We start from the raw sequence: 6,003 nt of genomic DNA on the forward strand, positions 1-6,003 counted from the left end.
CACCTTCGCTGCGGCTGTAGCAATGATGCAACAAGGGGGCGCACGTAGAGTACGTGCCGTGCCCCTGCGGATGAACGTGCCGGCCGAGCCCGGCGAGGTCGACCTGCGGCCGCTGTCCGCGCGCTCGGTCGTGCTGAGCCTGCTGCTCGGCGCCCACCCGCCCGAGCTCCCGGTGCGCGACCTCGTCCGCGCCGTCGAGCCCTTCGGCGTCGGCGGGTCGACGCTCCGTGCGGCGTTGAGCCGGATGGTGGCGGCGGGCGATCTGCGGCGTACCGACGCCGTCTACGGTCTCAGCGACCGGCTGCTGTCCCGTCAGCGCCGCCAGGACGAGGCCGTACAGCCCCGCACGCGCGCGTGGCGCGGCGACTGGGAGATGGTGGTGATCACGGCGACCGGGCGTGGCCCCGCCGAACGCGCCGACCTCAGGGCCCGGCTGGCCGCGCTCCGGCTGGCCGAACTCCGCGAGGGCGTCTGGCTGCGGCCCGCCAATCTGCTGCGCACCCTGCCGGAGGACCTGGAGGCGGTGGCCCAGCACTACACCGCGCGCCCCGGGGGAACCGCGGCCGACCGGTCCGGAGCCGACACGGCCGCGGCCGACCGGAGTCCGGCCGCGCTGGCGGCGAGTCTGTGGCCGCTGGACGCCTGGGCCGTCACGGCCCGGTCCCTGCTCGCCCATGTGGCGTGCGTCGACCGCCCGGCCGACCGCCTCACCGGCTTCGCGGCAGTCGTACGCCACCTGCTCGCCGACCCCGTGCTGCCTCCCGAACTCCTGCCGGACGACTGGCCGGGGGCGGCGCTGCGCTCCGCGTACACGGACTACCAGGGGGAGTTGGCGCGGACGGTGCGGCAGCACGGCCGCACGGGCGGTGAGACGGAGACGGAGCCCGGGCCCGGCCGTGGCCGCAACGGCGGCGCGGCGGCCGCGGACGCCCGGTGAACCCGGTGCCGCACGGCCGCCGCGCGGACGGTCACTTGTAGGTGATGTCCGAGGTGGCGTACTTGCAGTAGGTGCTGTCGGGGCCCGAGCCGTTCGTGGTCGGCTCCGCGCCCGTGTTGTTGCCGATGTACTTCTGGCAGGGGACGATCTTCTTGCTGGAGTCCCCGACGATGGTGATCTTCTTCAGGGTCGCGCTGTCGCCGTAGTTGGTGTTGATGCCGACGAGCTTGCTGCCCTTGTAGGTGGCCTCGATGGTGTTGAGGTTGATCGTCCGCTTGTACTGCGTCTTGCAGTTGCCGCACGAGCGGACGAAGGTCCCGAAGGTCTGCACCGCGAAGTTCGAGACGTTCAGGGTGCCGGCGCCGTTGAACTGGAACACCTTGTCACTGGCTTCCTTCGCACCGCCGCCCGAGACGGTGTACACGTTGGACGAGGAGGAGCCCAGGAACGTCGCCGCGTCCTCGCCGACGTCCTCCCACCAGACGTTCTGGAGCGTGCAACTGCCCAGGCAGTGGATGCCGTCGGCGGCGGGGGCGCCGATGATGACGTTCTTCAGGACGGTGCCGGCGGCCAGTTCCAGGATCGGCCCCTGGTCCTCGTCCTGGCTGCCGCTGCCCAGGTCGCCGGTGCCGTACAGGCGCAGCATCCCGTAGTCCTTGGTGCCGGAGACCGAGATGGTGGACGAGACGGCCTGGCTGCCGCTCGCGGTGGGCCAGGTGGCCGCGCTCGCGGGGGTGAGCGCACCGTTTGCCGTGATCATGCCAAGCGAGAGTCCGAGGGCGGCCAGGGAGCCGGTGACGGCGCGCCGTCGGGTGTGTGGCCGTGCGGGTGGGGTCATGTCCCGATACCTGCTTCCGGATGGGGGGTTGTCAGATCTTTCCGGCGCCCGCGCCCGCAGTCACCGAGGCGACGACGGTCGAGGCGGGTTCGGCGGTGTAGCTGTACGGCGGGCTGGTGAAGGTGCCCGTCCGGGAGATCTCGGTGGCGGCGCCGCCGAGGTCGTTGCCGCTCAGGTTGGCGTAGCCGTCCACGTCGCTGTCGCGGCTCGTCGTCACGGCGACGGCGGTCGAGCGGAACACGTTGTTCTGGACGAACATCTGGGCGCCCATCCGCGAGTGCACCGCGGTGTCGGCTCCGACCACGTAGTTGTCGTAGAAGTGCCCGGTGCCGAAACGCAGGCTGGGGATGCGCGAGTTGACGTTGTTGAACCAGTTGTGGTGGTACGTCACCCGCAGATGCCCGGTGTCCTCGCTCGCGTTGCTGTCGCTGTGGCCGACGAGCGAGCCCTTGTAGTGGTCCTTGAAGGTGTTCCAGGACACCGTGACGTAGTCCGAGCCGTGCGTGATGTCGAGCAGGCCGTCGTAGTAGTCCTTGTCGTGGTCGCGGTCCGACGAGAAGGAGTTGTGGTCGACCCACACCTTCGTGGAGGCCTGGACGGTGATGCCGTCGGCGGGCGCCACCGGCTTGCTGATGTTGAGGTTGCGGATGACGACGTTGGTCACCTTCTTCAGCCGCAGCCCGCCGCCGGTGAAGCCGGACGCCGAACCGACGCCCAGGACCGTGGTGTTGGACCCGATGTCGACCTGACCGCTCAGCGAGATCAGGCCGCTGACCTTGACGACCTTGGCCGAGTCGCCCGTCACCGCCGTCTTGAAGGCGGCCAGTGTCGTGACGGTGACCGCCGTGCCGCTGCCGCCGCCGGTGGTCCCGGCGCCGAACCCGACCGGGGAGGTGTCGGCCGCCCCGGCCGGCTGGGGGAGGACGAGGACGACGGCCGTGGCGAGCGCGGCGGCACCGGCGGCCAGTGCGGAGCGACGTGCGTGATTGCGCGGGAGGCGAGTGCGCATGCGGGTGCGTCCCTTCAGTGGGGGTCTGGGTGGTCATGTATGTGCATGACGTACGCCATCTAGAACGCTGCGTGCGGTCAGCGTGGCCTTTGCGTGGCTTGCGCCCGAGGCATCGGTCACGCTGCTGAACGGAACGTAGATGGCAAGCGCTTTCTAGTCAACGCCTCGTGCAGAACATGTTCCGGCACTCCCTGCCGACGGCGAGGGCTTGCCAGGTCAGGCGCGGGAGCGCTCCCACGACGAAGTTGCGCTCAGAGGAGCAAACAGAGCTGTGAGCCGAAAGGCGGAGTCGCGAGCTGCTAGGGACGTCCCGGTCCGACGCGGGTCCGGGCCGCCGCCAGCAGCGACTCCCAGTCCGGCAGCTTGACGACCCCCCGCCCCAGGGAGGCCCCGAGCTCGGCCTCGGCGCGTTCGATCGCCAGCCAGCCCGCCCAGGTCACCGGCTCGGCCCCCGCTGCCCGCAGAGCCGTGAGGGGATCCTCGGGCAGCTCCCGCGCGCCGAGCGCGGGGGTGTCCGCGAGCAGCGAGGTCACCGTCTCCTTCGCGCACGGCCGGTTGGTGCCGATGACCCCGGTCGGCCCCCGCTTGATCCAGCCCGCCACGTACTCGCCCGGCGCCACGGCGCCCGCGCGCAGTACGCGCCCGGCCAGATGCGGAACGGTGCCGTGCTCGGCGTCGAACGGCAGGCCCTCGAGCGGCAGCCCGCGGTAGCCCACCGACCGCAGCACCAGCTGCGCCTCGACGTCCTCGTACCGGCCGGTGCCCCGCACCCCGCCGTGTCCGTCGGGCTCCGTGCGCTCGAAGCGCACCGCGCCCACGCGCCCGTTGTCGGCGAGCACTTCCACCGGACGCAGGAAGAAGCGCAGCCCGATCCGGCGCGCGGCCTCCGCCGTCGGTCGCGCCGCCCAGCCGCGCAGCACCTCGATGTTGCGGCGCTGCGCGGCGGGCAGCCCGCCGGGATCGCCGTACGCCGGATCGGCGGCCAGCTCGGCCGGATCCACCGTGACCTCGGTGTCCGGCAGGGAACCCAGCTCGCGCAGCTCCTTGGTGGTGAAGCGGGCCTGGGAAGGGCCGCGGCGGCCGACCATCCGGATGTCCCGCACCCGGCTCGCGGCCAGCGCGGACAGGGCGGCCTGGGGCATGTCGGTGGGGCTGAGCTCGGCCGGGCCGCGGGCCAGCATCCGCGCCACGTCGACGGCGACGTTCCCCACACCGATGACCACGGCCGAACGGGCCCCGGCCACGTAGAGGTCGTCCGTGGCGTCCGGGTGGGCGCTGTACCAGGACACGAACTCCGTCGCCGACCAGCTGCCCGGCAGGTCCTCGCCGGGGATCCCGAGGTGCCGGTCGGTGGCCGCGCCCACGCAGTACACCACCGCGTGGTACAGCTCCAGGAGCCGGGCGGCCGGGATTCCGTCGGCGCCGATCCGTACCCCGCCGAGGAAGCGCACCCGTTCGTGCTCCAGGACCGTGCGCAGGTTGTTCTGGAGCGACTTGATCTTCTCGTGGTCCGGTGCCACGCCGTAGCGGACCAGGCCGTACGGGCACGGCAGCCGGTCCAGGACGTCGACGTACGCCCGGGAGTCCAGCTCGACGAGGTTCTGGGCGGTGTAGCACCCGCTCGGCCCGGAGCCGACGACGGCGACACGCAGCACGGCGGAACTCCTTGTCCGAGGGGTACGGGGGTTCGGAGGAGGTCGCTGACGCCTTCAGCATGGCACCGCGGCGGCTGCGCTGACAGGGTGCTGTGGCGTTCGGGCGTGCGCGTGTCCGTTCTTATGGAATGTGATCATGCGGTTACGTCACGTGTGTGCTGGACGCATCCTTTCTTGATCTTTCTGATCGCTCCGCGTCGGACGGTGTCGTGTCCGTGTGGCCCGCGTGGGAACTGTGGGACGGTGCGGAAGTGACCGCCTGGTTCGACGTCGGGCTGGTCTTCGCCGACGGAGCCCGGGTCGACGCGCTCGCCGTGGTGTCCGGCGGCCGCGTCCTCGTCGAGGAGGTCCGGTCGCAGCCGCCCTTGTCCTTCGGCGACCTCGCGGTGCTTCCGGACTGGATCAGGGGCCCGCTGTACGAGGTGTGCGGGCCGTCCGTCGAACAGGGGCCGGGGGCGGGCCAGGGGCCGGCCGGGGCGCCCGAGTACGACATCGGTGAGACCGTCTGCGGCCTCGGCCTCGGCCTCGGCGTCGGCGTCGGCGTCGGCCCCGGTCCCGGTCCTGACGCCGCGCCCTGCGCCGCGCGTCGCGCCCGTCCCGCCTGGCCGCGCGGCATCGAGGGGCGGTGGCTGGTCGCGCAGGAGTACCGGGCGGCCCAGCGGGAGGGCGCCGACCCCGTGCTCGCGGTGATGTGCGCGACCGGCCACAGCCGTCGCAGGTCGCTCAGGATGATCTCGCAGGCCCGGGACGCCGGATACCTGGCCCCGCGCCACGCGCGGCGCTGACGGGGGCGGATCCTCCGGCGCCCGGCTTCCGGCCCTACGGCTGTTCCGCCTCCCGCATCCCTCGCATCCGGGTGATCTCGCTCGTCTGCTGGGCGATCACGTCGTCGGCCATCTCCTCGATCCGGACGTTGTTGCCCTGCGCCTTCACCTCCGTGGCCATGCTGATCGCCCCTTCGTGGTGGGCGATCATCAGGGTGAGGAACAGCTCGTCGAAGGCCTTGCCCCTGGCCGTGCGGAGCTGCGTCAGCTGACCCGCGGTCGCCATGCCGGGCATCGCGGTGTGCTCGTGTGCGTCGGCACCGACGTCCTTGGCGTAGGGCTTCAGCCAGCTCTCCATCGCGGTGATCTCCGGTCCCTGGGCCGCCGTGATCCGCTCGGCGATCCGCTTGACGCCCGTCGACTCCGCGCGGGTGGGGGCGAGCCGGGTCATCTCCAGGGCCTGTGCGTGGTGTTCGATCATGTGGCGCGCGTACCGGAGATCCGCCGCGTTCGGGGTGTCGTCATCGGCGCGCTGCCGGGCGGCGTCCTCGGCGGACAGGGTCCGGTTCGCCTCGCCGGGCCCGCCCGGCACGATCACCGAAGGGCCGCCGGTGCCGACCGGGTCGGGCCCGGATCCGGGAGCCGGGTCGCAGCCGCCGAGCGCGAGTACGGCCAGGACGGCCGCGGAGGCCAGGGCGAGGGGCGTGCGGGACGAGTGGCGGGAGAGCACAACGACCTCCTGTGACAGGCGGGTTGAGCAACGGGGCGAGCGGGGCAGGCTGGTACGGACAGGGGAGGCG

6 protein-coding genes are annotated in these 6,003 nt (G+C 72.1%); 2 read left to right on the forward strand and 4 right to left on the reverse strand.

Translation table 11 applies throughout. The features are described 5' to 3' along the window. Nucleotides 1-64: 64 nt before the first annotated feature. The gene (locus tag FNH09_RS26890; protein WP_152892445.1) at nucleotides 65-937 is read left to right on the forward strand and encodes a PaaX family transcriptional regulator C-terminal domain-containing protein; all 873 of its coding nucleotides are present in this window, start codon (nucleotides 65-67) and stop codon (nucleotides 935-937) included. 31 nt (nucleotides 938-968) lie between these two features. Here FNH09_RS26890 and FNH09_RS26895 read toward each other — a convergent pair whose 3' ends face one another. The 3 genes from FNH09_RS26895 to FNH09_RS26905 form a co-directional block, all read right to left on the reverse strand. Next, nucleotides 969-1,775: a pectate lyase gene (locus tag FNH09_RS26895; protein WP_152892429.1), complete on the reverse strand. Its 807-nt coding sequence runs from the start codon at nucleotides 1,773-1,775 to the stop codon at nucleotides 969-971. Between the two features lie 31 nt (nucleotides 1,776-1,806). Further along, on the reverse strand, nucleotides 1,807-2,784 hold the full coding sequence (locus FNH09_RS26900; RefSeq protein WP_152892431.1) for a pectate lyase family protein: 978 nt from the start codon (nucleotides 2,782-2,784) through the stop codon (nucleotides 1,807-1,809). Between the two features lie 299 nt (nucleotides 2,785-3,083). Then, nucleotides 3,084-4,439, reverse strand: a complete 1,356-nt coding sequence (locus FNH09_RS26905) for an FAD-dependent oxidoreductase (protein WP_162469150.1) — start codon at nucleotides 4,437-4,439, stop codon at nucleotides 3,084-3,086. A 209-nt stretch (nucleotides 4,440-4,648) separates the two neighbouring features. Between FNH09_RS26905 and FNH09_RS26910 the strand changes: the two genes are divergently transcribed. Next, entirely contained in the window at nucleotides 4,649-5,224 is a 576-nt protein-coding gene (locus FNH09_RS26910) for a DUF6214 family protein (protein ID WP_338017694.1), read from the forward strand. A 34-nt stretch (nucleotides 5,225-5,258) separates the two neighbouring features. On the opposite strand, the gene FNH09_RS26915 is transcribed toward FNH09_RS26910, so the two are convergent. Further along, nucleotides 5,259-5,933 (reverse strand): DUF305 domain-containing protein, encoded by a 675-nt coding sequence (locus tag FNH09_RS26915; RefSeq protein ID WP_162469151.1) that lies wholly within the window; start codon nucleotides 5,931-5,933, stop codon nucleotides 5,259-5,261. Between the last annotated feature and the right edge of the window lie 70 nt (nucleotides 5,934-6,003).

The organism is Streptomyces adustus (assembly GCF_009377175.1).
Classification (GTDB): Bacteria; Actinomycetota; Actinomycetes; order Streptomycetales; family Streptomycetaceae; genus Streptomyces; species Streptomyces adustus.